Raw genomic sequence first — 25,691 nt, 5'->3', positions numbered from 1 at the left:
CACTTGCTCAAAAAGCTGGGAATCACTCCAGCCAAAACCTTCCTTTAAAGACATCATCCCCACCAAAGTCTTCACTGAGGCATTGGGACGACCGGTAGAGGAAAAAAGAACAGCAAATTTTTCTTCATCAATCCTGGAAACAAAGTATTTATAAAAAATATTGTACCAGGCCTTTGGATCGTTTAGCTTCTTATCTTTCTTGTCATCAAGCAATTGGCCAAAACCAGAGAAGAGATCTGATTGAGAAGAATCCTGAGTTTTTCTAAACATGATAGTACATTGGAAAGTGGTTTAAAGATAATCCATTCTTAGAATTAATTGAAGTAAATTTGTTTTTAGAGTGGACTCAAGGTTTAAGGTTCCAGATTCCAGGTTTAAGGTTCCAGATTGCAGGTTCCAGGGTTGTATAGTTATGTTTTTGATAATTGTTTATTGGTAATTGGTAACTGTTAATTGTTTATTGAGAAAAAACCGGTTTTCTGCCAGGCAATCTGCCAGTTCCCTATAAACCCGAAGAATTTCTTCTTCTGAAGGATCTTCTCCCAAGGCATTGAGTATTCGGGTTGAAAGGCTTCCGTTTTTCAGAAGCAATTCAATAGAATTTTGATGTTTTTCAGAAATATTCTCCTTTACGTGAGCATAGATCTTTTTCCAGATTTCATTTACTGTTACTCCCGCTTCCTGATCAAAAATATCGGCGAAATTGCCATCTTTGACACTGGTATTTTCAGCATCAACAATGACGGAATTAAAGATCTCAAAAAGATCATTTTCATGCCAGTTTTTTTGATCTTCTAAAGAAACCAATTCTTCACTTACCAAAAGCTTAAGTGCTTCAATAATTAAAACAGCAATGGCTACATCGGCTTTGGGACATTCCTGTATATCTATCACCCGAATCTCAATCGCTCCCCTGTCAAACCGGGCAATGGCTCCCCGGGAATTGAGAAAATGATGGTCCAGGATACCTTCTGTATCGTGTGGACCTATTGCCTTGTTGATGGGCTCAAAGATCCCACTGAAGTAATCTTTTCTGCTAAATAATTGTTCGGGTATGACCTTACCTGTCATTTCAGGAATTTCCTTCTGGTTGGTCTTATACACCTGCATCCGCGTATCTTTAAATCCTGTGAATTTTCCTTCAAAAACAGGAGAGCTTGCACTTAATGCAGGGATGATTGGAAGAAGGATACGTACTGCCGCATGCAGCTTTTCAAATTCCATATCCCCTGAAAACGGCAAATTAAGATGCATACTTTGTACATTACTCCAGCCATGCCCTCTACAATCGAAAATCCGGTTATATAAAGCATATATTTTGCTGTAGTTATGCTGCCACAACTGCATTTCGGTTTCAGGATGCATTAAAGGATGGGCTGCTGTCGGCAAGAGTTCTGAATCAAATTCCTTTAACAGCAGATTCATCTCAGCCACATTTTCGGCAAAAAGTTCATCCAGGGATTCAAGATCGGCAGTGGGGCCGTTGGTTTTCATCTCCACCACATGTGCAACAAGTTCGTTACTCCATTCGATCTTTCCGTTCTCCACATCAGATGTTAATGTGCCATTCTTGCGGGTCAGCAGTTTGTCAACGATAGGATTTACCCTCAGCGTTTTGGAATGCACCAACATATACTCCAACTCTACTCCAAAAACTTCAAAAAGTTGATAACTCATTGGGTTTTCTTTTCAAGACGATTTTTAAGAGCAGTAAGTATCTCTATATAGATTTTATCACCATAGAACCGATCTTCTACTCCAAAATCTATATTGGGATTATCATTGATTTCTATAACAAGAGGCTTCCCATTTACCTCTTTTACATCTATGCCATAAAGACCTTTCCCCATTAATCTGGCTGATTTAAGGGCAGCGTTCAAAATTTTCTTCGGCACTTCCTCAATGGACATTACATCTGCATTGCCTTCGCGATCATCCTTTTTACCGGCATCCCAGTTATAGATCTGCCAGTGACCCTTAGCCATATAGTAACGGCAGGCGAACAGAGGTTTGTCGTCAAGAATTCCTATACGCCAATCATAATCTGAAGGTGTAAACTCCTGTGCGATCACGAGTTCAGATTTTTTGAGCATCTCCCCTACCAGCGTTTCATATTCTTCGGGAGTGGAAGCCTTTTTTACTCCAAAGGAGAAAGTAGAATCGGGAGACTTCAAAACCAGTGGCAAACCTGTTTTTTCAATGATCTTGTTTCTGTTGTCCTTATGTACTATTATCGTTCTGGGAGTAGGAATTCCTGCATTTTCCAGAGCTTCTGCCATGAATACCTTATTGCAGCATTTAAGAATTGCATCGGGATAATCCACAATGGCAATATCTTCCTGTTGCGCCTTTCGGGCAAAAGCATATGCATCGTTATTAACTTCGGTGCTCTGCCGTATCAATAAGGCATCAAAAGCCGAAAGACGTGAAAGATCTTTTGGATAGACAAATTCCACATAGAAATTCATCTTCTCTGCAACTTCAGCAAATTTCTTCAAAGCTTTCTGATTGCTGGGAGGCGCAGGATCATGCTCCTGGATCAAAATAGCGAGATCATATTCGTAGGATTCACTTTTTGGGGTATCGTATCTCTTCTTTGCAAAGTACTGAATGGCGAAATCACGCATATAAGGTAAATGTTCCCCTGGGATCTCTACTTCAGATAAAGCTTTAATGGATTTTATATTCCATTTATTGGTGTAATTGAATTTTACGCGAATAAAAGGAATCTGGAAATGCCTGTGAAACATCGCACTCAGCTCCTTATATTTTTGAGCCACATTTTGACCAAAATAAATACTCAGTGTGAATTCGGTTGATTTTATGCTCTTAAGACTTCTCTGGATAAGATCATCAAATTCATCTGAAACGATCTTTACCAGTTTCGGCTCCCTTAGATCTACAATATTCTTAACTGTTGGAATGGCCAGATGACCTCGTGCTTCAGCGAGCAGGGAAACATAGTAGCCTTTGGATTGATAGGAGTAGTCTTTACAAAGGTTGAAAACACGGGCCTTTTTTTGTCGGGAGAATTCGGGTTTTGTAAGGTAATCTTTGGCCGAAATAACCCGGACATTTTCAAGAGAAATATTCCAGTTTTCAGGTTTATTTACGACTAAATATTTATTCATTAAGGATGTAAATTTTATTCAAATGTAGAGGAAAAATTAGTTGAAAATCAGCAGTGACAAAAATATTTCTCCGGCACCCTTTATTTTGATCTCAATTATCTCCGAAACAATTAAAATACTGTTTTACAAATAGTTAAACAAGAGTAATTCCTTGACGCAATCTTCCATATTTCTTATATTCTAATAGAAACTGAATATTAACCAAAAAAAGAATCATATGGAATCCAATTTAAGTTTTAACAAATTTGCCAAAGAGGCATATGATTATGTCAATGAACTGGCCAGGGATCTTGAACATCCCGAGGAAAAGGACAGGGTACTTACTATATGGAGAGCGGTCATGCATACCATTAGAGACAGAATACATTTAGGGGAATCTTTTCAAATAATCGATCCTCTTCCAATGATCTTTAAAGGGATATATGTAGAGAACTGGAAATACACTGAAAAACCACCAAAAGATTTCAGCAGCATTGAAGAAATGAAAACTGAAGTAAAGCAAATTCAGGCGCAGTATGGAGAAGAGGATTTTCCATGGAAGAAATCTACTGAAGAAATCATTTCCATTACACTCAATTCCCTTAAAAAATTTATGAGTGATGATCAACTCCATCACATAAAGGATCAATTACCTAAAGAAGTAAAAGAATTAGTATCCTGATAAAAATTTCTTTAAAAATGAAGAACCTTCCGGAATTTCCGGAAGGTTCTTTTGTTATGGAAGAAAACAGTTCTTGCCCCTAAATTAGCCCCGAAATATTTCCTTCCAAATCAATAGTGATATTTTCTGATGCCGGATGTGCAGGTAATCCCGGCATCCGCATCATGTCTCCGGTTATCGGGATTAAAAATCCTGCGCCCGAAGCTATTTCAATTTGCCTTACATTAAGAGTAAATCCTGAAGGCCTACCCAGCAGCATAGGATCGTCTGACAATGATTTCTGAGTCTTTGCAATGCAAACAGGTAATTCTTCCAGTCCAAGGTCCATAATAGTCTTTAGATCCTTACGGGCTTTGGGTGCATATTCAACCCTGTCGGCCCCATAGATCTTTTTAGCTATAGTTTCAATTTTATTCATTACTGAATCTTCCCAGTCGTAAAGCGGTTTAAATTCAGATTTCCCTTCTTCTATAGCTTCTATCACTTTATAAGCCAAATCTAAAGCTCCTTCTCCTCCTTTGGCCCAACCGTCTGAAAGTGCAACTTTGATATCTAGTTTATCAGCTAAATCAAGGATAACCTGAATCTCTTCATCACTATCACTGTAGAACTTATTGATCGCTATAATAGGAGTTATATTAAACTGCCGTGCATTTTCAAGATGTTTCTCCAGGTTAGGAAGACCTTTCTCAAGAGCTTCAACATTAGGTATTGTAAGAGATGAAAGAGGTGCGCCACCATGATATTTTAATGCCCTGATGGTTGTTGTCATCACCACAACCTTTGGTGACAATCCGGCACTTTGACATTTGATATCAAGGAATTTTTCTGCTCCAAGATCGAAACCAAAACCTGCTTCTGTCACCGTGTAGTCTGAAAGGCTCATTCCCATGCGGGTGGCGATTACCGAATTGGTTCCCTGTGCAATATTTGCAAAAGGTCCCAGGTGAATAATTGCAGGATTTCCTTCTATAGTTTGAACGAGATTAGGTTTTAAGGCATCTTTGAGCAAAGTTGCCATTGCCCCTTCAGCGTTTAGATCCCGCGCAAAGACCGGTTTTTTATTAAAGGTATATCCAATAAAGATATTCCCTAAACGACCTTTAAGATCTTCCAGGTTTTCTGCAAGGCACATAATAGCCATGATCTCTGATGCCGCGGTGATGTCAAAGCCGCTCTCCCGCGGAATTCCCGATCCTGTACCTCCAAGACCTATCACAATATTTCTAAGGGCACGGTCATTAACATCCATTACCCGCTTAAGAGAGACGGTTCTTGGATCAAGTCCCAGATTATTAGTCTTTGACTGAATATTATTGTCAACCAGAGCTGCCAGTAAATTATGCGCTTTTTCTATTGCCGAAAAATCACCTGTAAAATGAAGATTGATATCTTCCATGGGAAGCACCTGAGAATAGCCTCCTCCTGTGGCACCACCCTTGATCCCGAATACAGGACCTAAAGAAGGTTCACGCAATACCACTGTTGTTTTCTTTCCAATACGGTTCAAGGCTTCTGAAAGACCAATGGAAACTGTAGTTTTTCCTTCCCCTGCCGGAGTAGGTGAGATTGCTGAAACCAGAATAAGATTACTGTTCTTAAGCTTGTCTTTGTCAATCCTGGATAACGGAAGCTTGGCTTTATACTTTCCGTACATCTCGATCTCTTCGGAGTCGAGTCCTAACTTTTTGGCAATTTCTGTAATAGGTTTTAATTGGATCTTCTGGGCAATTTCCAGATCGGTAAGAGGTGCTGTGGTCATCATCTATTTCCTGCTTTTTATTGACAACAAAATTAGGTACAAGGCCAGCAGGAAGGAATGATAAGTATCAGGTTTTTACAGATTTTTCAAACGTTTGCGAAGAAATGTTTCAGGCTTAGTTAACTGCCTTATAAAAAGCATCAATATGTTCCTGGTCTCCGCTAATGAAAACCCGGTCATGCTGTAAAAGCTTTACATTGGGAAAGACACTTGTGATCATTTCTCCTTTCCTGGAAACAGCAAGAATATTTACCCCGTACTTTCGTCGTACATCTACTTCTTCAATAGTTTTTCCTACTACAGGCCCACTGTCGGCCAAAACCCTGACGCAGCTAATCTTAAAGTCGGGAATGGCAGAGGAGTGAAAGCTGTGAAAGGTTTTCCGGGATTGAAATACCTGGTAATTGTCGGCTCTTACAGAGTCTACCAAATTCTCCAGCTCATCAACCGGTACCAGGTAATTGGTCAGCACCCGGGAAAAGATCTCAATTGAAGTTTCAAATTCCTCCGGAATGACTTCATCTGCCCCAAGAGCAAGCAGGCTTTCTATTTCCTTTACATATCGGGTCCTTACTACAATATATACAGAAGGAGAAAGGTGACGAATATTCGAAACAATTGTTTTTGTAGCCTGTGGATCGGAAATTGCCACTACCACTACCCTCGCTTTTTTTACATTAACAAAGTCCAGCATGTGTTCCTGAACTGCATCTCCATACATAATGGGTTCACCTTTAGCTTTTTCCTGTTTTACAATTTGTGCATTTAATTCCAGGATCATATAAGGTATCTCGGCATATTTTGCCGCCCGGGCCAGATTGGTTCCGTTTATCCCGTAACCTACGATAACCAGATGATTTTCCAGCTCTTCTTCAGATTCAGCTTTAGAAAATGATTTTTGAGGGTTCGTTCTCTTATTCAGAGGTTTCAGTAAATGATCTGAGATCCTGCCCGAGAACATAATAATAAAAGGAGTAAGAAACATGGTAAAGACGGAAACAGAAAGGAAATACTGGTTCATTTCTGGCGTCAACAGACCACTTTCAATTCCTATTTTCGAAAGGATAAAAGCAAATTCCCCCACCTGAAAAAGGGCCATGGAAGAAAGAAGAATGGTCCTTGCAGGATATTTTAAGGCAGCTACAGCCAGGGCAACAACTCCCCCTTTGATAAGAAGTACAGCGAGAACCATTAAAAGAATGATTCCAGTATTCTCAATAAAGAACTGAAGATTGAGCAGCATTCCTATCGAAATGAAGAAAAAGCTTATAAAAAGCTCTCTAAAAGGCAAAATAGTGCTGGTAGCCTGATGACTGTAATCTGATTCTGAAATGATCAAACCCGCAAGAAAGGCTCCAAAGGCCAGAGATAAACCGGCAGAAGCCGTAATGAAAGCAACCGTAAAACAAAGGGTTATAGTCGCCAATAGAAACAATTCTTTGCTCTTGCTTTTTGCTATTAGATACATTCCCCGGGGAACGAGGTACTTTGCACTTACATAAGTAAATGCTATGACCAGTGCACTCTTAAGTATTAAAAATAAAACTTCATTAAAAAGGTTGCCGGAGCTTCCCGCCATAATGGGAGTTACCAGCATCATGGGAACTACTATGAGGTCCTGGAAAATAAGGATTCCGAGGGCTGTACGGCCATGGGGTGCAGTAATCTCATTGCGGTCCTGCAGTATCTTTAATACAATCGCGGTACTTGAAAGCGAAAAAAGAAAACCGATAAACACCGATTCATTCCATGAAAATCCGAGGAAGTAAAAGATCAATCCGGTCACAACTATACTTAATCCTACCTGTAGAAAACCACCGTAGAAGACCGTCCGTTTCATGGATGCCAGTTGTTTAATGGAGAGCTCCATTCCAATGACGAACATCAATAGGATAACTCCAATTTCTGAAAGGAGTTCCACCTGATCTGGATTTTCAATAAGTGCAAATCCAAAAGGTCCAATTACAATTCCCGTAATTAAAAATCCAAGAATGGAGGGCATCCGGAATCTCTGAAGCAACATTACCACTACCATCGAAAATCCCAGTAAAACCACTATATCCTGAAGTAATGGAAAATGCATAGGCTGTGAATAAAGATTTAAATAATCCCTGGTTAAATGTATTTATTTTGAAGAAAAGTACAGTTTAAACAATCAACTTTTTCCCGAAAATCCTAAATCCAATCTTTCTTCTACAAGTTAAATGAAAACTCCTTGTAAATATCCCAGGATTTCCCGTTGTGTTTGAATAGAAGCAGACTTATCGCTTCAAAGGAACCCGAATAAGTGCGGGTTTTAAATTCCTGCCAGGCTTCTTTAAATTTATCTTTTTTTAGATCCCGGGTGGCAAGGGTGATGTGCGGGTGAAGGGAAGAATCTTCAGGATTAGAAAAACACGAAGGTAAATATGTTTTGGCTTTAGTGTAAATATCCATTACCGGTTGAGGATTTTCTACCTCAATAAAGATTACCCGCTGCCCGAAATGTCCAAAATTCTTAAGTTTTACGGTGAATCCAGCTTGAAAGGAACTTATTAGCTTAAGCTTTTTAAATATATCCCCCTCTTGTTGCTTCTCAAGACGGAATGGAGGAATGATTGTAATATGGGCCGGTAATTTTAAGGCGTGTGATGCATCATATTTCTCTTTGATCTCCAGCTTAATTTGTCGAATTTCCTCCTTTACTTCATTTGGGGGAACAAGAGCCAGAAAATAAAGAGCCTTTGAATTTGCCATTTTTGAGGGTCTATACCATTCGAGTGAGTAAAGATTTTCCTTTATTCTTTTGCCGGCGATCGCAAAGAGAGCCAACTATAAATCCAGTGATCAAACCACCTAAAGGAGTATAAAAGGTAAGAGTGGATGATGTATATATTAGAAGAATGAGCATGATTAACAATCCGCCAGATAATCCGAGTTTCAAACCGTATGTAGCACAATAACCTTCAGGAACCAGCGAAAAATTAATTCTTAAATATTTAAGCAGCCTCCGCAATCTCATCTTTAGTTGCCGGTCTGCATTTTCTGTTCCAAGATCCAAACCATCAAATATTTGTTCCAGTTCTTCTTCTATTCTTAGCAATTGATCCGGAGAAAGCTCTTTGTATTTGACTTCATGCAAAATATTACTGAACTTTTGTTTGATCCTTACAGAAGTGTTTCTTTCGGGAATTCCTGCAGATCTCTCCAGGCGTTGAATGGCCTCCTCTATTTTCATTTAGTAAAACTTATCCTTAGGTATATTTATAAGACGCAAATTCAGAAGATTGTTACCTTCTTAAAAGTTAATTTTTAAGTAAAAATCTCAGCGGGATTGCCAGTCTTGCTTTCCAGGAATCCTCAGAATGGTCTGCCCCTTCAAACTTTCTCGTTATCCAGTTATCTTCAGAATAACCAAATTCTTCCATAAGATTATCCACCTTCCTTTGATGCGGTTCATACAAAGCATCTAAGGTTTCGGTTCCATAATCAAAATAAAACCTGTGGTTACCGGGAGCAGGCAAGTTATCCCTTAGATATCCCAAAAACATTCCGGGGACGGGGTTATCTTCTTTAGCTTCAATCCCAGGCCAGTGAGTTGAAATAGCAGCCGCACCTCCAAAAACTTCAGGATATTCAGAGACTGCATACCAGGAGATCAATCCGCCCATACTGGACCCGGCGATAAATGTCGCATCTCGTTCAGGCCGTGTGGCATAAGTGCTATCAATGAAAGGTTTAAGTTCCTCAACAATAAATTTTAAATATGCATCTGAAAAAACCGAATTTGAAAAGAGGCCTTTTTTCTTTTCATTTTCCTTTACATAAGCTTCTCCTATTTCTTCTGAAAGTTCCATAAAAGGCTTCTGCGGAAAATATTCTGAATGCCTGTTTGCACCGGAATTCCAGATGCCTACTACTATAGTGGCGGGAATACTATCCTCACTTATTAACCGCTGCATGGTTTCATCCACCCCCCATTCCTGCTTGTTCCAGGTGAAGGAAGGATCAAATAGCATCTGCCCGTCATGCATATACAAAACCTGATATTTTCCTGCAGAAGGATAATTCTCCGGAAGCCACACATCTATGTTTCTGTGAGGGACGAATTGAGAAGGAAACTCTTTAATGCGTTCCACAGTGCCTGAAGAAGTCCGCAGGCCTGAAGCTTCTGTCACAATATTTCTTTGCGGACTTTTACAAGCCATAGCAGTGATCAACAGGAGTAAAAATGTTCTCTTCATAATCTGATTATTTATAACCTGCTGCCTGCAGGTTGAAAAGTTCTGAATATAATTTTCCGTTCTGCATTAGTTCTTCATGTGTACCAATTTCCAGCACGGCTCCATCCTTTAGCACCATGATCCTGTCTGCTATCCTCACGGTGCTAAAACGATGGGAAATGATCACCGCGGTCTTTCCTTCGGTAAGTTTTATAAACCGGTCAAAGGCTTCAGTTTCGGCCCGGGCATCCAGGGCCGACGTAGGTTCATCGAGAATGAGCACTTCAGCATTTTTCATGTAGGCCCTTGCAATAGCTATTTTTTGCCACTGCCCACCCGATAGATCTTTTCCTTGTTTGAATCTCTTCCCCAACTGCTGGTCGTAACCAAAAGGAAGTTCGGTCACCACCTGGTCGGCGAGGCTTTTTTCGGCCGCACCGGCTATTCTTTGTTCGTCATGAATTTCAGATATCTCTCCCATGGCTATATTCTCCCTTAGCGTTAGTTCAAACTTCACAAAATCCTGAAATATGACTCCGAAGAATTGTTGATATGCCTTGCGATCATATTCTTTAACAGGAATATCGTCCAGTAAGATCTCTCCTTCTGTTGGTTCATAGAATTGAAGCAAAAGTTTTATGAGTGTTGTTTTTCCTGCGCCGTTCTCTCCCACAAATGCAAGTTTCTCTCCTGCCCTGAGCTCAAAATTAATATTTCTTACCACCCATCTTTCAGATTTAGGGTATTTAAAGCCCACATTCCTGAATTCGAATCCCTTTTTTATATTCTTCGGGAGCGGAAGCTTCCCTTCAGATGTGCGTTCTACATAACTCAAATCTAGAAATTCAAAATAATCCTGCAGGTACAGGGCGCTTTCAGTGATGGCCGTGAACCGTGTAAAAAATCCCTGGAGTTTCTGGCGGAGACGATTGAATGATCCCGCGAGAAAGGTAAGATCCCCAAGAGAGAAGACACCCGCCACAGTCCTGAAAACAATTAGGACATAGGCTGCATAATAAGCAGTGGTTCCTATAATATTGAAAAATGAGCCCCAGCCGGCACGTTGTTTTGCCAGTTTTTTACTCTGAAAATAATATTTGTCTGATAAACCTTTAAATCTGTTCGCAAGATATTCACTCAACCCAAAAAGTTTCACCTCTTTTGCAGTAACATCGCTGGCCCCGGCATATCTGAGATAGTCAAGCTCCCGTCGTTCCTGGGTCCAGCTCCTTGCAAGGGAGTAACTGGTCCCGCTAAATTTGATCTCGTTGATCATAGTGGGAATGATCGATACTAAAAGCAAAATAATTAGCCAGGGTTCAAAAGCCACTACCCCGGCCAGAAGAGACATAATAACGATTATATCTTCTCCCTGGGTAAGGACATTGGACATTAGCCCAACTCTACCTGTAGTTTGTTGCCGGGCCCTCTCAAGCTTATCATAAAACTCTGAATCTTCCAGCTCGTCGAGATCTACTTCTGAAGTCTTTTTTATAATTTTTACAGATGTATCAATTGAATATTGATCACCCAAAAGCGCATCGCTAAGGCTAATGCCGCGGCTTAAAAGATCTGAAACTATGGCAAGGACAAATTCTACTGCTACCAGTGTCCACAGCCGGTCCATATCCTTTACATCTGCCGCGATCTGGACCACCACCTCGTCAATGATCAACTTTCCCACCCATAACATGATCACCGGGAGTATAGCGTTAATAAACCGCCCCAAAACATTGGTATAAAAAAGCAGCGGATTCACTTTTCGGATTTCGTTAAAAAACCGCGGAACAAATTTGAGAGAAGAAAAACTTTCCCTGAACCTGAATTTATTTGGTGATATAGAGCGTTGTGGGCGTGGCAATTATTTTGATTTATTTGAAATGGAATTCAGAATATCTTACCTCTCAAAAATAGCATTTTTGAAGTAGATTATTTTGCCGGGCTAACAGGTTGGATCAGCCATTTAAAAGCTTCAGGGAATTCACTGCTCCAAAAACTTTCATTGTGCTCTCCCCCCTCCACAATATTCACGCGTAAGTTTTCCTTCGGAATACCTTTCCCAATCATCATATCTTTCATTCTCACAATGTCGGGGATCATAGCTTTTCCTTCGGAAGTACCACCGAGAAAATAAAACTTTGAAGAAGGTGATACTTCTGAAGCTTCAGCAAAAGCAAATATCTCATCACTATACCAGAAAGACGGAGAAAAAACTCCTGCTTTTCCAAATATTTCAGGATGCTTTACAGCTGCATAAAAAGAGACGAGACCTCCAAGGGATGAGCCCATGATACTGGTATTTGGAGCATCAGGTCGAGTCCTAAAAGTGCTGTCGACATGAGGTTTTAAGGTTTCAGTTATAAATTCAATATAAGCTTTAGCCTCACCTCCCCCGTACTTTTCATGAGCAAATGGAGTGAGTTCAGCTATTCTCTTTTCATTGCCATGATCAATTCCAATAACGATCACCTGTTGCCCTTCCTGATTATCTAAAAATTCATCAACCCCCCTTTCTCCTGCGAAAGCTGTGGTGGTGTCAAATAAATTTTGGGCGTCATGCATATAGATCACAGGATAACCTTCTTCTGAATCCTTATAAGCTTCAGGAAGATAAATTCTTATGGTTTTGACAGTATCAAGTTGAGGAGCTTCTATGGTGAAAACATATATATTCGAAGAGGCACTGCTCTGAGAAAAAACGGAAGTAAGAGCGAAAAAACAACTTATAAAAATGACATTTTTGAGCCCCATATTCTAAAGATTTCTAAAGATCCAAAAAGAAATAATTGCAGCAAGAATAATATAAATAGCTTTTCTTCCGAAGAGGACCTGCCGCCATTTTCGAATTGCAGGGGAATAATGTGGCAGACGGTCAATGATTAATCCTGCCAGCACATAAGGAAGAGAAAGCACCATCAAAGGATTTTGAGTTAATGCTCCGGAAAAATGGAAATTCAGTAAATGATGAATTGCCCGTTGAGAACCACATCCGGGACAGAGAAAACCGGTATAGGTATAAAAGGGACAGGCAGGAAAAAACGCTGTCAAAGCAGGATCAAATACTTTGTAAATAATTATCAGTCCTATTCCTAATAAGACAAATAGACCTGTAGCGGGTATTTTTTTAGTAATGATCAAAAGCCACTGCAATTCCTATAAAAACAGCATAAAGTAACAGGAAGGCCAGGGTCACCCAAAAGCCTATCTTCGTCCATTTTCCGGCTTCATGAGAACTGCGCCTGGCTCCTTCCACATCTCCGTTGTTGAAGCGTGTCTCCACCCTGGCGGCATTTACAATCCCTGCTATACCAAAAGGCATACAACAGAAGATGGTGACCAGAATGGACTCCACAAGCCAGGTGCGCGGCATACGATCATAAGGGTTGAGTCTTGAACTTTGCACAGGTCTTTCGGGAGTTCCCGGAATTTGCTCTACTGTCGTCTCTCCTTCAAAAAGCTCCTGCAATTCAGGAAATTGTTCTGCCGGAAGCCACTTTTCCATGGGATGATGCCATACCATGGTGTTTCGACTCAGCTTTCTTTTTTTTAATTCCTCAAGAGCGTATGGACCGTGCTTGGCCAATCCGTCGGAGTAATAGTATTGTATCATAGCAGAGTCATAATTTATGGTTCAATTTTTAAGATCAGCTTTTTCTAATTTTTAAACCTCCTCTACATGCTTCTCCTCTGCCAGCCGAAAATGGTCCAGGCTAAAAATGTAGGTAGCCCAAATAATAACGAGCACCACAGACAGTGTCCAGCTTATCGGCCGACCCAGGTAATACCCCATGAAAAAATCTACCAGAATAGGCAGTGCAGCTATAGGCACAATTCCTATAACTAATAACAGGATCCTTCTTTTTGCATCAACTATAAGGTCGGCATTGCAATTTATGCAGCTCCATGAGGAAAAAACATTCGTGAAGAAATGCTTTCTAAGATGTAGCCAAAATGAATATTTATAGCCGCAGTTTGGACAGGTTCTTACTTTCATAATATTTTATTCAAGTGTTTCTTCTAACCATTTGAAAAATTCCCTTTGCCATACGATAGCATTTTGAGCTGTGAGGATCCAGTGGTTTTCCATAGGAAAATATAGTAGTTTACTTTTTATACCTCTAAGTTGTGCAGCCTGAAATGCCTCCAGCCCCTGCCCTATCGGAACCCTAAAATCTGTACCTCCCTGCACGATCATAATGGGAGTATCCCATTTGTCTACAAAATTAATAGGATTAAATTCTGTGTAAGCTTTTGGGGTGGGAGTTTCCCAGTAAGCTCCTCCAAGGTCTTTATTCACAAAAAACAATTCTTCTGTTGTCCCATACATGCTTCTGGTATTGAAAATACCGTCATGAGCAATAAAAGTCTTAAACCGGTCATTGTGCATTCCTGCAAGAAAGAAGACCGAATAACCTCCATAACTTGCGCCTACCGCTCCTATTCTTTCTTTATCTACAAATGGTTCTTCGCTTATCTCATCTATAGCCGAAAGGTAATCCCGGATATTTTGTCCGCCCCAGTCTCCGCTTATCTGTTCATTCCACTCTACTCCATATCCCGGCATCCCCCGTCTATTGGGCGCGACAACAATATATCCATTTGCAGCCATCAACTGGAAATTCCATCTAAAGGAATAGAACTGTGATAAAGGAGATTGCGGGCCTCCCTGGAGATATAATAAAGCAGGATACTTTTTGGAAGCATCAAAATCGGGAGGATAGATCACCCAGGTTAGCATTTCCTTTCCGTCTGTGGTGGGCACCATTCGCTTTTCCACCTTGCTAAGCTTGATCCCGCTATAAAATTCATCATTCACCTGCGTAAGCTGACTCATTCTACCGTTCTTTAGATCTACTGTATAAATCTCGGCAGCATGGTTCATATCGGTTCTGGTAACCACCATGGTATTCCCTGCCTGCCCTACCATACCTGTGATGTCAAACTGACCCTGAGTGAGTTGCTCAATTTCTGAAGATCCTTTTTTAGATATCTTAAGTTGGAAAAGCTGTTTGGTTCCCATTACCGGAGCAACAAAAAATATGGATTTGCCATCTTTGCTCCAGCGGAAGCTGTCAACCGTACCGTCCCAGTCTTTGGTGAGGTTTATTTTATTTTCATCACGGAGAATAATGATGTCATTCTTATCAGATTCATAGCCAGGCTCGTCCATTTGTAACCATGCGAGCACTCCATCTTTGGAAAAAGCAGGCTGGGTATCATAGCCCTGGTTCTCTTCAGTTAAATTAGATGTGGTCTTTTTAGCAACGTCATAAACGTAAATGTCTGTATTTGTACTAACAGCGTAATCTCTGCCGTGTAACTTTTTCGATACATAGTACACTTTAGAACCATCATTGTTCCAGATATAATCTTCAGAGCCACCAAAAGGTTCTAGTGGAGTGCTATGCGGCTCTCCTTCCATGATGTCAAATTCTTCCCCTGTCTTTAAATTCTGAAGGAATAGATGGCTGTAAAGACCGTCTTCCCACGTATCCCAATGCCGGTAATTAAGATTGTCGTAGATATAAACATCAGACTTTTCGAGTTCAGGATAGAAATCCTTTCCCGTTACCGGATGTACCTTAACTTCTTTAGGAACTATTTTCCATTCCCCGGCAGGAGAAATTTTTGAATCTTTCCTAATACTATCGTAGTTATTGATCTGAACAGCCTCTCCTCCTTTAACAGGAACAACATAGGTTTTTGAGGTGCTTGTGTTCTCCTCGAGACTGTAGGATCTTACATTAAAGATCACTTTCTGACTATCATCAGAAAGACCTATGGCCGATACACTTCCCAGCTCCCATAACTTTTCGGGTGTAAGGGTTTGCGCCTGAAGGCTGCTGAACAAAAGGGAAAGAAAGAAAAGAAAGTAGACTTGTTTCATAATTATACAATCTGGTATAAAACTTTTAAGATAGCTTCTGAAGCATCTAAGATCTTAGGCCAAAGTTCTTCATTTGCTTAGGCTAAAGGTACTAATAAGCTGAAATATTTTTAAACAAAAAAAGTTGATCAGTGGTAAATCTTCAGCGGAAATATAATCTCCAAAGCATGAGGATAATCTCCTTTTTCAGAAAAAAAGTTTGAGCCGAAACAGGGGCCAAAAATGTAATTTTTGAAAGGAATTATTCCAGAGTCCTCTCACCTCTGAACTGTGGCTGGAACCTGCGGCTTCTCTGTACCTTAAATTCCTTCCCAAGTAAGAGGTAAAGGATAGCACCAAGCAACGGAAATGCAATAATTATGAGCAGCCATGCCACTTTCCATCTTGTTTTTTTAAAAGGAGAGGAAACCAGATCCAAAAATGCCCATATCCAGAAAATGATGAAGAGAAATAATCCCAGGATAAAAACCGGAAAGACAAAATTTTCCATAGATCAGGTTGCCAGCTGCGGTCTAAGGCTTTCCAGGAAATGATTTAATTCCCTAAGGGATTCTTCTTCTACAAAGTTCTTTTCAATCAATATGCTTCCATTACAAGTTTCGATCCTGTAACTATTTACATATTTTCTAATTCTTTTGATGTTAGAAATTTCAATCGATTTAGGGATCAGCGAATGTTTCACCAGTCTGTTCCCCTCAATGGTCAGGTATTGATACTTCTTTTGATACAATGCAGTGCACAATTGTAACAAACCAATAAATACCCAGAGATAACTAAATACTGAAGTGCGATTGATGTAAACGGCAAACAGCCCTACTCCTATCATAAGGAGCCCATAGACGAAATTATTCTGAATCCTACTCTTTGGATATCTTACCTTCATAATATCAAAATTTAAGACGAAGCTTCTGTTAAATTTTTAACAAGATAAAAAAGAAGAATTAATTGAGCAGCATATTTTTAAGTTTTTCCTCCTCTTAAAATACATTACAACTTTAAATATCCCGTAAATACTGGTATAATAGCATATTCTGCCTTCAGATTATTTGATGGGTAAGAATGGCTAATCCTCGCTCTCTTTAATTAAAAAGACTTCGAATCTGAAAATAATCCCTATTTTGAGCCTTTAAAAATCAAACTATCTGAAATGAAAATTTTAAAAACCTGCTTATTTATTTTTTCTGCAGTTTTTGTTGCAAATGCACAATCGACCAATGAGGATCTCCAGGAGAAAGCCCGCCGAATACACGAAAAGGTAATTACCATTGATACTCATAATGATATCAATGTTAATAATTTCACGGCCGAGAAAAATTACACTCAAAACCTGGATACACAGGTCACCCTTCCCAAAATGGAAAAAGGAGGTGTGGATGTTAGCTGGCTGATCGTTTATACGGGACAGGAAAGTCTTGATGCAGCCGGTTATAAAACTGCCTATGAAACAGCCATGTCAAAATTTGATGCTATCCACCGGCTCGTTCATGAGATTGCACCTTCACAGATAGGGCTTGCCACTACATCACGGGAAGTAAGAGATCTGGTTGCAAAAGGCAAAAAAGTCGCAATGATAGGCGTGGAAAACGGTTATCCTGTTGGCACCGATATTAAAAATGTGGAAAAATTTTACGACCTGGGAGCACGTTATATGTCCCTCTCTCACAATGGCCACAGCCAGTTGTGTGATTCCAATACCGGTGAGGCCAATAATGAATGGCTGCACGGCGGCCTTAGCGATTTAGGTAAAGAAGTGGTGAAAGAAATGAACAGACTTGGAATGATGATCGATATCTCACATCCCTCAAAGGAAGCGATGAGGCAGATGATAGAACTTTCGGAAGCCCCTTTGATCGCATCTCATTCCTCTGCCCGCGGATTATGTAATCATAGCCGGAACCTGGACGACGAACAATTACAGTGGCTTAAAAACAACGGCGGTGTCATCCAGACAGTTGCCTTTAGCTCTTATCTCAACACGGAGAAACACAACGCTTATGATGCTGCAGTAAAAAAGGTTTACGATGAAGTTGGAGCCCGAATAGGTTTTAAGGTCTTAAGTCGGGATGAAGTGAGAGCAATGGAACCTGAAGAACGTAATGCATATTATGAGGAATTTCGCAGGGTGAGAAAACTTTCTCAGCCAAAAGTTCAGAAACTAAAAGAAAAAGTTCCTCCGGTAGACGTGACCGATTTTGTTGATCATGTGGATTACCTGGTTGAAAAAATAGGGATCGACCATGTGGGAATAAGCTCAGATTTCGATGGTGGTGGTGGAATTGAGGGATGGAGTGATGCTTCAGAATCATTCAATATCACCCAGGAGCTGGTTAAAAGAGGATATTCTGAAGAGCAAATCGCTAAGCTATGGGGTGAAAACCTGCTTCGTGTTCTTGACGAAGTACAGGCTGTAGCACAAAAGCTTCAAAAAAGCTGATTTTCCTCAATACTTGTAGCTGCCTGAATAGTAAAAACTTTCCGATCCCACATAATTCCGGGTCATTCGAAAAGCCGAAAAAATATTTTCAGCTTTTCAGAAAACCTTTCAGGCAGCTTTAATTTAATATCCCACATCTGGTCTAAAATCGGGATTGGTAATGCCTACCAGCCCGGCAACTCCAATAAGAGGCACCCCAATACTCACCACATTGGACATTTTCCTGTTCCTGAGTTTTATAGCGCTTATTTCCTCATCTCTTAAAGGAATCTTTACAAACTTTCCTTCTTGAGTAAGAGATCTGTGGGCCATTAATTTAGCTGTTTCGGAATTCTCTCTGGTAATTCCTATCAGCTGACCATCCTCCCTTCGCAGCTCTTTTAGTTCTAACACAACATTCTCTGTTGTTTCCACTCTCACGCGATTGTTTGAATCTATCGCAGTCTGTACATCTGCAAGATCATTATGATAGACACTGCAGGAGCTCAATCCCAATATCAAGATCAGGATAGCCGATTTTTGAATAAAATTTTTCATATAGCACACATTTAATAATTCAGCAACAAAATCGGGGAATCAAATTATAGAAGGGGAAGGCTATAAATAAACCGGGGAAAGAATATTTAAAATTAAAAAGGAAAAAAATAAGTAGCACCTTTTAAAAGGAATAAACCTACAGAAATTTAAGAAAAACCTAAAAAAAATATGATCTGTGGTGCCATTAGAAGCAAAAAGCGTAACTCACAGAACTCATTGTTGTTTGAATAAAAAGGTAAAAATACTTAAAAAGAATAGCACCCTCTCCATTTGGCTCAAATGTATTGAAGACTCTAATATTCAGCTTTAAAAAAAGCTCTGTGAAATTGAAAGACAGTAGTGTTAATTTGAAGATATATGGCCTGATCAGGCTTTGTCTTTTCGCATTTTCTTATCCCACCATACAAAAGCGACAAATAATACGAGACTTATTATTGAAGTCCAGATAAGACCGGTTTTTAAACGTTCATAGTCGCCTCCCAGATAAGCTATAAAAAATATTAGAGGAGAGATACCGATCATCGTAGCTCCTATAAATTTCCAATAACCCATTTTGAGCACGCCTCCAACAAAGCTTATGGCATCATTTGAAAGAAATGGACTTAATCTTATAACGATCACTGTCCAAAATCCATAATCCTCAATAAAATCTGATATCTTTTTTTCAGTCTTGTAGCCAATAAGTTTCTCTACAATTACAGGTCCAAAATATCTACCTATAAAATAACCGAAACTGGAAGCTAAAAATATGGCTGCAAAGAGAATTAAAGCTCCAATTACAGGACCATAAGCTAAAATTGTTACAACCATTAAAATAGGAGTGGGAATTACTATAAGGAACATTTGCAGTATCATGGTAAGGATGATCACCAGCGGGCCGAACCATCCAAACTGGGCAACCCATTCCCTGGTTCTTTCTTCATCCCCACTTGTCAACGCACTCCAGCCATTACTTAAGAATTCCCGGACCTCGGGAATAAAAAAATAGCTCAAAATGATAGCGGCAATAATTGTAAGGGATATGTATAAAGGGGCTTTACTTTGCTTTACTGAAGGAGTGTTTATATCTTCGGCCATAAATTTTTATTTGTCTTTAATTTTAACCCGGTGAATGGTAGCAGGATTCCCCTCATTTGAAATATAAAGATTCCCTGCATCATCAAAGGTGAGGCCCTCCGGCTGCGGAAAAAGATTGGGATCCAGTCTGTGCAGAATGTGAGGATCGCCGTTGCTGTCAAGCATCAACAAATGAGGTTTCTTTGCTTCCAGTATAATAAAATTTCCTGTTTGAGGATCCCGCGCAATTTCAGAGGGGTAAAAAGACCGGCTGGGATTGTCTTCTTTAAGATCATTAAACATCTCTTCTTTAAAAGTCAATTCTAAAAGGGGGACATCTGCCATTTCCATAGCTTTAATATCTACAACGTATATACCTTTGGCTTCTGTAGATTGTAATCCCTTTTCTTTAGGCATTAACAGAAGGCGATCTCCATCAGTGTCAAAAAAGAGACTTTCAACGTCATTTTCTGAAGTAAAAGAAGTTCGAAAAGCTTCGGTTACAGGCTCATTTATAAAATCCTGAATCCTGAAGATTTCGCCATTAGCCGCTAAAACATAAGCTGTACTACCATCCAGGGCAATTCCCTCATAATCTCCCGAACCCGCAAATTCAATTTCCTTTTCAATAGAAGAAGATTCAAGGTCGTAGATAAAAATAGTCCCTTTTTCATCCTGTATGCAGGCAATTTTATTGGGTGCCAAAAATGCAATTCCTGAAACCTCCTTCAGGGCATCGGGTAATTCCCAGGTCTGTTCTACTATCACATCTTCCGACACTCCCGCACGATATTCTACGGCATCTTCATGAATAGTGTAAAAAAAGATGCCGGACAATAATAATAGTCCGGTGGTCACCAGTATCACAACTTTATTATGGCCCATTTGTTTCATTTTTCTAAAAGTAAGGAAATGCTTTGGGGAGCCGATAAATTTTAAAACTTCATTTGAAAACATTAAGAGGGCTTTAGGAACTACAAATCCTAAAGTTTTTCAAACTTTTGGAATATTAATTGTAAGTCTTCGTTTCTTTGGCAGACACTTAGCCTATGAAGTTTAAGAATATAAAAATGGCACCCATCACAAAATGGGTGGTTGCATCCTTACTTGGAATTTTCCTTGTGTTTGGTTTGTTTTATCTCAGCATTTACCTTGGCTGGTGGGGAAAAGTTCCTGCCACACAGGAACTGCGTGACCTGAAACAAAGTGAAGCGACTGAAGTTTTCTCTTCTGAAGGAGAATTAATGGGCAAGTACTACATATATGACCGCCAGCCGGTTTTATATGAAGAACTTCCGCAGCATCTTATAGACGCACTTATTGCTACAGAAGATGTAAGGTTTTATGAGCATTCAGGGATTGATAATCGTAGCCTTTTAAGGGTCTTTGTTAAAACGATCTTGATGGGAGACGAATCCTCGGGAGGTGGAAGTACCATAAGCCTGCAGCTCGCAAAAAATCTCTTTGGAAGAAAGGATTACGGCCCGCCGAGCATAGTAGTCAATAAATTACGGGAATCAATTATTGCCCGAAGACTGGAAGAGATCTATACCAAAGAGGAAATTCTAGGTCTATACTTCAACACTGTTCCCTTTAGTGACAATACCTATGGAATAGAGAGTGCCGCCAGGAAGTTCTTTAATACCACAACCGAAGATCTTACTCTGGAAGAGGCTGCCACTCTTGTTGGCACCTTAAAAGCCTCTCACTACTATAACCCCAGATTATATCCACAGCGTAGCCTGGAACGCAGAAATATTGTTCTTTACCAAATGAATAAGTATGGTTTTCTGCCTTCAGAAAGATATGTGAAGGCCAAAGCAAAACCTATTGATCTCGATTATCAGTATTTCAGCAGTAATGGCGGAGTAGCACCTTATTTTAGATCTCAGCTTAAGAAAGACCTGGAAAGGATCCTTGACACCCTGAAAAAGGAAAACGGAGAACCTTATAACCTTTATCGTGACGGACTTCAGGTACATACTACCATTGATTATGAAATGCAGGTGCTGGCCGAAGAAGCCATGCAGGAGCACATGTCTCAGCTGCAGCAGGATTTCGAAAAAGCTTATGGGAAAAATCCGCCATGGAAGCGGGAAGACCTGTTACAGGAGGCTTTAAAGAAAAGCGAGCAGTATAAATCTCTGTCGGAGGCCGGCTGGAGTGAAGAAAAGATCATGGATTCTCTTCACCGTAAAGTAGAAATGGAATTTTTTGACTGGGGTCAAAAGAAATTGTTACAGGCGAGTATTGCCGACAGCCTTCAACATTATATGAAATTTTTGAATATGGGAATGGTCAATCTCGAGCCCTCTACCGGTGCCGTGAAATCCTGGGTTGGTGGTATAAACCATAAATATTTTAAGTATGATCATGTAACTCAAAGCCGAAGGCAAATTGGTTCTACCTTTAAACCGGTGGTTTATACTGCAGCGGTAGAAGCAGGAATCGATCCCTGTACATATTATTCTGTTAGGGAGGTGAGCTATGCCGGAGGATGGACTCCTTCAAATTCGGGTAATGAAGAGGAAGATCCATATATGAATTACCCCATGCCTACCGCACTGGCAAAATCCATTAATACAATTGCAGTAAAGGTACTGTACGATGTGGGACTTCAAAATGTCATCGACCAGGCTAAAAAAATGATGTTCCCTGAAGAACTTCCTAAATATCCCTCAATCGCATTGGGAACGGCCGAATTAAGTGCTGCAGAACTGGCAGGATCCTTTGCGGGCTATGTAAACCGCGGAAAGGCTGCAAGACCTTTTTACCTTACCAGGATCCAGGATAAATATGGAAATACTATTGCAGAATTTCAACCACAGCTTGCCTCTTCTCCTGCGTTTTCCAGCACTACAGGACAGGTAATGGTGGAGATGATGAAAGGCACCGTAAATTCAGGGACAGCTTCCCGTCTGCGGTACAAATACGGGTTACCTAATGATATTGCAGGAAAGACGGGAACCACCCAAAATAATAAGGATGGTTGGTTTGTGGGGATCACTCCCAATCTTGTTTCGGTGACCTGGGCGGGTACAGATGACCAGCGTATAGGTTTCCCTTCAACTCATCTTGGACAAGGAGCAAATTCGGCTTTACCGGCTTTTGCATTGCTTATGCAGAAAATGAATGCCGATCCCCAATTTAATGAAATTACCCGGGCAAAATTTCCGGCTCCTTCGGCTACAGTCCAGATGATGCTCAACTGTGAGCCCGAGAAAAGAGATAATTTCCTGGAGCGTCTGTTTACTAAAGCCGACAATCCGAAAAAGGCAGAAAAAGAAGAGAAAAAAGGGCTGTTCAACAAGATCAAAGGTATATTCAAGAAGAAAAATTAATCAGAAGGTAGAGGTACGAAGTAGAAGTACGAGGTTAGAAGTACGAGGTTAGAAGTACGAAGTTCAGTTAAAATACTCATTGGTACATGTGCAGGTGTAAGTTGAAAGTTATCTAGTTTCAGGTTTAAATGAAATAAACTCAGATCCCTGTCATCTACAGCAGTTAAGAAGAATAAAAATCCCGTCTCAGAGAAGTTTGACGGGATTTTTCATTTTTGTTAATGAGGATTTTTAGGTGGGGATCTTGTCAGTTTCCTCCCTGTTCCAGAAGCGATGTTGCCCTATAGCTTTAATAAAGTCATCTGCGAGACCCGAATTACTGTCTTTAATGATCACACCCTGCTCCATTTGGTTGATGCTTTCCACCAGATGTTCTATGTAGGTCGCCTTCAAAAGTTTCTTTGCATCTCCGTCCATAGCAATGGGTTTATAGTGCTTGTAAGTTTCATGAAGAAACTTTACTGCTTCCGCACTTTCCATCAGCTTTTCTATACTTCCCGCTCCTGAGGGAATGTAAACTGCATCAAACAAAACAGAACCTGTTGTATTAAAGGTTTTGTCTACAGGAATTTCACTACCACCAGATGTTTTAATTTTACCTCCGTGGGGTGCTATGATCTTCACCATTGCACTCTTCTCCATCAGAGATTCTTTTACAGCTTTTACCGAGTTTTCATCAACCCCGTCGGCACAAAGGAAAGCGATCATTCTAGAAGTAATATCTCCTTTTTTAGTAAAATCCATACTCAGAGTCTTGTCTTCCTTAACAGCCTGTTTATTATTGACAGGTTCGTAATCTGCCGGATCATCATCTGCTGGAACTCCCCCTTGTACAGGTTTCATTGGTCCATCGGGCACTTGGAAACCAAGTCCTTCAGCTACATTTTTAGCCAGGTCCTTGTCTACCTGGGTAAGTAGCCCTACCATTCTTTTTTGAATCTCCTGCCGCTCTACTTTTCCAAGTTCAAACAGGAAGGCATTCGTGATTTGCTTCTGTTCAGGTGGAGTCTGACTGTTCCAGAACAAGGTAGCCTGGCTGAAATAATCATTAAAGCTTTTACTTCTGGCTCTTATTTTATGAGCGTCAATACGTTCGGTATGACTAACGAAGCCACCATCTTTCATTTTAACCTGGAATGGACAGCCTCCTCCTGTTGAGTTAGGTTCATAGTTGACATTGCCCTTATTGATGGTTTGTCTCATAAAGCCGTCCCGCTGATTATTATGCACGGGAGCAACAGAGCGATTAATAGGAATTTCGTGGAAATTTGGACCTCCAAGTCTTATCAATTGTGTATCTGTATAGGAAAAAAGACGCCCCTGAAGCAGAGGGTCGTTCGTAAAATCAATTCCCGGAACCACATGCCCGGGATGAAAGGCAACCTGCTCGGTTTCTGCAAAGAAATTATCGGGATTTCTATTCAAGGTCATTTTTCCAACTTTTTTCACCGGAACAATTTCTTCGGGAATAAGTTTCGTTGGATCAAGAAGATCAAAATCGAATTTATGCTCATCTTCCTCAGCCACTATTTGTACTCCCAGTTCAAATTCGGGATAATTTCCGTTTTCGATAGCCTCATAGAGATCTCTTCTGTGAAAATCGGGATCCATTCCTGATATTTTCTGGGCTTCATCCCATACCACTCCATGAGTTCCAAGTGTGGGTTTCCAGTGATATTTAACAAAAGTCACTTTTCCTTCCTCATTGATCCATTTGAAAGTATGAACCCCAAAGCCCTCCATCATCCTGTAGCTACGGGGTATTCCGCGACCAGAAAGAATCCACATAATAACATGAGTAGCTTCAGGCATGAGAGAAGCAAAGTCCCAAAAGTTATCATGAGCCGCAGTAGCCTGTGGCATCTCATGTTTTGGTTCTGGTTTAATAGAATGTACTAGATCCGGGAATTTTATCGCATCCTGAATAAAGAAAACTGGAATATTATTTCCTACCAGGTCATAAACTCCTTCATCTGTATAGAACTTCGTTGCAAATCCCCGAACATCCCTTGCGAGATCTGTTGAACCTCTAAAGCCCACAACTGTAGAGAATCTCACAAATACAGGAGTCTTTTTTCCGGCTTCACTTAGAAAAGAGGCTTTGGTAAACTCTTTCATGGATTCATAGGCTTCAAAGACTCCATGAGCCCCGGAACCTCTTGGATGCACTACTCTTTCGGGAATACGTTCATGATCAAAATGAGTCATTTTTTCTCTGAAAATGAAATCTTCAAGAAGAGATGGTCCCCTCTCCCCTGCACTTAATGTGTGCTGGTTGTCATTTATTCGTACCCCCTGGTTGGTAGTGAGATGCTTATTCGTGCTATCTTCTTTGTGTGTGTCCAGTTGTTCCTGTTTCTTGCTGTTTTTGGGATTTTCCTTTTCCATAATAAAGATCTTGTTAGCTTCTGTTAATCAGTCATTCCCCATTAAATATCTGACTTTTTAAAGGGTGAAACTTAGAAGAAGATGTTAATTGTAGAAAAGATTGAAAAACCTGTAAACAGGTAATTTCAGGGAAAAAATAAGTTTTTGTTAACCTTTGAACAGAAGGTTCAAAATAGCAGCAGGAGCAGATGTCTCCTGCAATGGAATATAGACTTAGATATCTATTAGAAAAAAGACCTTTGGACAAGATAGATCAGAAAAAAGGATCAGCTAAATAAAGACAGACAAGGAG

The 25,691-nt window shown here is 40.2% G+C and carries 23 protein-coding genes; 3 read left to right on the top strand and 20 right to left on the bottom strand.

Features of this window, described 5'->3' with window-relative positions:
• The 3 genes from G564_RS0106120 to G564_RS0106110 all read right to left on the bottom strand — a co-directional run.
• The coding region (locus G564_RS0106120; RefSeq protein WP_029036886.1) for a hypothetical protein at positions 1–270 on the bottom strand (270 nt) is incomplete at its 3' end.
• 159 nt (positions 271–429) lie between these two features.
• On the bottom strand, positions 430–1,677 hold the full coding sequence (locus tag G564_RS0106115) for a carboxylate-amine ligase (RefSeq protein ID WP_029036885.1): 1,248 nt from the start codon (positions 1,675–1,677) through the stop codon (positions 430–432).
• Positions 1,674–3,131, bottom strand: coding sequence for a RimK family protein (locus G564_RS0106110; RefSeq protein ID WP_029036884.1), 1,458 nt, complete (start codon positions 3,129–3,131; stop codon positions 1,674–1,676). The genes G564_RS0106115 and G564_RS0106110 overlap by 4 nt, the downstream gene beginning before the upstream one ends.
• Positions 3,132–3,348: 217 nt before the next feature.
• Here G564_RS0106110 and G564_RS0106105 point away from each other — a divergent pair, with 217 nt between their 5' ends.
• Positions 3,349–3,792 carry a DUF2267 domain-containing protein gene (locus G564_RS0106105; RefSeq protein WP_029036883.1) on the top strand — a complete coding sequence of 148 codons (444 nt, stop codon included), beginning with the start codon at positions 3,349–3,351 and terminating at the stop codon, positions 3,790–3,792.
• A gap of 79 nt (positions 3,793–3,871) precedes the next feature.
• Here the strand turns inward: G564_RS0106105 and G564_RS0106100 are convergent, their stop codons facing one another.
• From G564_RS0106100 to G564_RS19830, 13 genes are all read right to left on the bottom strand, one after another.
• On the bottom strand, positions 3,872–5,557 hold the full coding sequence (locus tag G564_RS0106100) for a formate--tetrahydrofolate ligase (RefSeq protein WP_245583665.1): 1,686 nt from the start codon (positions 5,555–5,557) through the stop codon (positions 3,872–3,874).
• Between the two features lie 112 nt (positions 5,558–5,669).
• Positions 5,670–7,637 carry a monovalent cation:proton antiporter family protein gene (locus G564_RS0106095; RefSeq protein ID WP_029036881.1) on the bottom strand — a complete coding sequence of 656 codons (1,968 nt, stop codon included), beginning with the start codon at positions 7,635–7,637 and terminating at the stop codon, positions 5,670–5,672.
• A gap of 110 nt (positions 7,638–7,747) precedes the next feature.
• Positions 7,748–8,290, bottom strand: coding sequence for a 2'-5' RNA ligase family protein (locus G564_RS0106090; RefSeq protein ID WP_029036880.1), 543 nt, complete (start codon positions 8,288–8,290; stop codon positions 7,748–7,750).
• Positions 8,291–8,300: 10 nt separating this feature from the next.
• Positions 8,301–8,771, bottom strand: a complete 471-nt coding sequence (locus G564_RS0106085; protein WP_029036879.1) for a hypothetical protein — start codon at positions 8,769–8,771, stop codon at positions 8,301–8,303.
• A 67-nt stretch (positions 8,772–8,838) separates the two neighbouring features.
• On the bottom strand, positions 8,839–9,777 hold the full coding sequence (locus G564_RS0106080; RefSeq protein ID WP_029036878.1) for an alpha/beta hydrolase: 939 nt from the start codon (positions 9,775–9,777) through the stop codon (positions 8,839–8,841).
• Between the two features lie 7 nt (positions 9,778–9,784).
• The gene (locus tag G564_RS0106075; RefSeq protein ID WP_029036877.1) at positions 9,785–11,617 is read right to left on the bottom strand and encodes an ABC transporter ATP-binding protein; all 1,833 of its coding nucleotides are present in this window, start codon (positions 11,615–11,617) and stop codon (positions 9,785–9,787) included.
• A gap of 68 nt (positions 11,618–11,685) precedes the next feature.
• Positions 11,686–12,507 (bottom strand): alpha/beta hydrolase, encoded by an 822-nt coding sequence (locus G564_RS0106070; protein ID WP_029036876.1) that lies wholly within the window; start codon positions 12,505–12,507, stop codon positions 11,686–11,688.
• A gap of 3 nt (positions 12,508–12,510) precedes the next feature.
• The gene (locus tag G564_RS20780) at positions 12,511–12,804 is read right to left on the bottom strand and encodes a DUF2752 domain-containing protein (protein ID WP_211224615.1); all 294 of its coding nucleotides are present in this window, start codon (positions 12,802–12,804) and stop codon (positions 12,511–12,513) included.
• A 76-nt stretch (positions 12,805–12,880) separates the two neighbouring features.
• Positions 12,881–13,366 carry a CD225/dispanin family protein gene (locus G564_RS20125; protein WP_084625584.1) on the bottom strand — a complete coding sequence of 162 codons (486 nt, stop codon included), beginning with the start codon at positions 13,364–13,366 and terminating at the stop codon, positions 12,881–12,883.
• A 51-nt stretch (positions 13,367–13,417) separates the two neighbouring features.
• Entirely contained in the window at positions 13,418–13,750 is a 333-nt protein-coding gene (locus G564_RS0106055) for a hypothetical protein (RefSeq protein ID WP_029036873.1), read from the bottom strand.
• A 6-nt stretch (positions 13,751–13,756) separates the two neighbouring features.
• Positions 13,757–15,643, bottom strand: coding sequence for a S9 family peptidase (locus tag G564_RS0106050; RefSeq protein WP_029036872.1), 1,887 nt, complete (start codon positions 15,641–15,643; stop codon positions 13,757–13,759).
• Between the two features lie 241 nt (positions 15,644–15,884).
• A complete protein-coding gene (locus tag G564_RS0106045) occupies positions 15,885–16,133 on the bottom strand; it encodes a PLDc N-terminal domain-containing protein (RefSeq protein WP_029036871.1) in 249 nt (82 codons plus the stop codon).
• A 3-nt stretch (positions 16,134–16,136) separates the two neighbouring features.
• Positions 16,137–16,526, bottom strand: a complete 390-nt coding sequence (locus G564_RS19830) for a hypothetical protein (RefSeq protein ID WP_051205333.1) — start codon at positions 16,524–16,526, stop codon at positions 16,137–16,139.
• Positions 16,527–16,790: 264 nt separating this feature from the next.
• Between G564_RS19830 and G564_RS0106035 the strand changes: the two genes are divergently transcribed.
• Positions 16,791–18,077, top strand: coding sequence for a dipeptidase (locus G564_RS0106035; protein WP_029036870.1), 1,287 nt, complete (start codon positions 16,791–16,793; stop codon positions 18,075–18,077).
• 123 nt (positions 18,078–18,200) lie between these two features.
• On the opposite strand, the gene G564_RS0106030 is transcribed toward G564_RS0106035, so the two are convergent.
• From G564_RS0106030 to G564_RS18675, 3 genes are all read right to left on the bottom strand, one after another.
• Entirely contained in the window at positions 18,201–18,614 is a 414-nt protein-coding gene (locus G564_RS0106030) for a hypothetical protein (protein ID WP_029036869.1), read from the bottom strand.
• A gap of 366 nt (positions 18,615–18,980) precedes the next feature.
• On the bottom strand, positions 18,981–19,691 hold the full coding sequence (locus G564_RS0106025) for a TVP38/TMEM64 family protein (RefSeq protein WP_029036868.1): 711 nt from the start codon (positions 19,689–19,691) through the stop codon (positions 18,981–18,983).
• Positions 19,692–19,697: 6 nt separating this feature from the next.
• A complete protein-coding gene (locus tag G564_RS18675) occupies positions 19,698–20,555 on the bottom strand; it encodes an SdiA-regulated domain-containing protein (RefSeq protein WP_169578115.1) in 858 nt (285 codons plus the stop codon).
• 185 nt (positions 20,556–20,740) lie between these two features.
• Here G564_RS18675 and G564_RS0106015 point away from each other — a divergent pair, with 185 nt between their 5' ends.
• Positions 20,741–23,011 (top strand): transglycosylase domain-containing protein, encoded by a 2,271-nt coding sequence (locus G564_RS0106015; protein WP_245583663.1) that lies wholly within the window; start codon positions 20,741–20,743, stop codon positions 23,009–23,011.
• Positions 23,012–23,242: 231 nt separating this feature from the next.
• Here G564_RS0106015 and G564_RS0106010 read toward each other — a convergent pair whose 3' ends face one another.
• Positions 23,243–25,399, bottom strand: coding sequence for a catalase (locus G564_RS0106010; protein ID WP_029036866.1), 2,157 nt, complete (start codon positions 25,397–25,399; stop codon positions 23,243–23,245).
• Positions 25,400–25,691 lie beyond the last annotated feature (292 nt).

Origin of the sequence: Salinimicrobium xinjiangense DSM 19287, assembly GCF_000423585.1 — a bacterium.
GTDB classification, from domain to species: domain Bacteria; phylum Bacteroidota; class Bacteroidia; order Flavobacteriales; family Flavobacteriaceae; genus Salinimicrobium; species Salinimicrobium xinjiangense.
This window is presented reverse-complemented; position numbering and strand designations above follow the sequence as displayed.